The organism is Methylobacterium bullatum, from assembly GCF_014845095.1.
GTDB lineage: Bacteria > Pseudomonadota > Alphaproteobacteria > Rhizobiales > Beijerinckiaceae > Methylobacterium > Methylobacterium bullatum.
Map to the genome: position 1 here is coordinate 1 of NZ_NKUG01000298.1, position 1,477 is coordinate 1,477.

At 71.3% G+C, this 1,477-nt stretch carries 1 protein-coding gene; it reads right to left on the reverse strand.

Features of this window, described 5'->3' with window-relative positions; genetic code table 11:
- Positions 1 to 126 precede the first annotated feature (126 nt).
- Positions 127 to 1,477, reverse strand: a 1,351-nt coding sequence (locus MBTS_RS23260) for an OpgD/OpgG family glucan biosynthesis protein (RefSeq protein WP_192216602.1), incomplete at its 5' end; no start/stop codon positions are given.

Below are 1,477 nucleotides of genomic sequence, written 5' to 3' on the forward strand. Positions count from 1 at the left end.
TCGCCGGACGGTGCCCCGGTGCAGGGTCCCAGCGGTCGAGGGCATGCAACGGCAACGGCAGCGGGGCTTCGGGCGGCATCGCGGGCCGGAAGGAAGCCGGGGCGGTGGGGGGAAGCGCGTGCGTGTTCAGGGTGTCCACCGGTAGAGCCAGGTTTCGGTGACGAGGGCCTCCCCACGCTTGAGCACGAGGCGCAGTTCGCAGGTCTTCTCGCCGCCCGTGTCGAGCTCGAAGGAGACCCGCACCGTCTTGCGGTCGGGATAGCGGTACAGGGTCGGGGCCGCCACCGTTCCGGGCGAGGTCAGCAGAATCGGCTGCAGGTCGGGATCGGCGAACAGGATGTCGCCGGTGAAATCCACCAGGAAGAGGCGGCGGTTGCCCTCGCCCTTCGCCTTGCCGCTGCGGGTGCCGGAGACGAGCGCCACCGGGGGCGCCTCGGGAGGCTGCCAGCACCAATGCTGGCGATAGCCGAACGCGTACTCGGTGCCCGCCGCCAGGGACGCCTTCGGCCGCCAATAGGCCAGGATGTTCTCGTTGAACTCGGAATCGCTCGGGATCTCGAGGAGCGTCACGGCCCCCGGCCCCCAGGCGCCGAAAGGCTCGAGCCAGAGCGAAGGGCGCCACTCCCAATGCTGCACGTCGTCCTCGAAATCGGCGTAGCTGCGCGCCCGCTGCATCAGGCCGAAGCCTTTCGGGTTGTCGTCGACGAAGGACGAGACCTGCAGCGTCTCCGGGTTGCGTGCGGGACGCCAGATCGCCTCGTTGGCACCGGTGCGGATCTGCAGGCCGGTGGAGGCATAGGCGCCGGCCCGGGCGTCGTCGGCGCCGCGCCGGTCGTAGGGGCCGAAGAAGTAGCTCGTGGTCATGCCGCCGAGACCGAGATGGTCGATGGCCGCGCGCGCGAACACCGTGCCCTCGACATCGCAGAGCGAGGCGCCGCCCGGCCGCAGGCTCATCCTCAGCGCGGCGGTGGCCGAGGGGGAATCGACGAGGCAGTGCAGCACCAGCGGGCCGCCGGGACCGGGACGCTCGACCCAGATGGCGCGCAGTTCGGGAAACTCCTCGCCGCGTGAATCGGCCGGGCGCAGGGTGAGGGCGCGCGCGGTGACGCCGAAACCCTGGCCGGTGGCGACGAGGCGGAAGAACGACGCCCCCTGGAAGGTGGCGAAATCGGTGAGTTCGCCGCCATCGAACCGGGCGCGGATGCGCAGGCCCGAATAGCCGGGATCGTCCTTGAACTCGGGCAGGGCGATGCCCTCCGCCTCGAAGCGGGCGCGGTCGTAGGCCAGCGGCCGCACCGTGCCGTCCTCCACCAGGGCCAGGGCCACGCGGCCGGTGAAGACCGAGCCGCGATGCAGGGGTTCGAGGGTGAAGCCGAAGGCCTCGTTCGCCCAGATCGCGCTGCCGGGCACGGTCCGGATGGCGTTGTACTGCTCGCGGTTGAGCCCGGTCAGGGCGCCGGGCAGGTCGTCGGTGCGG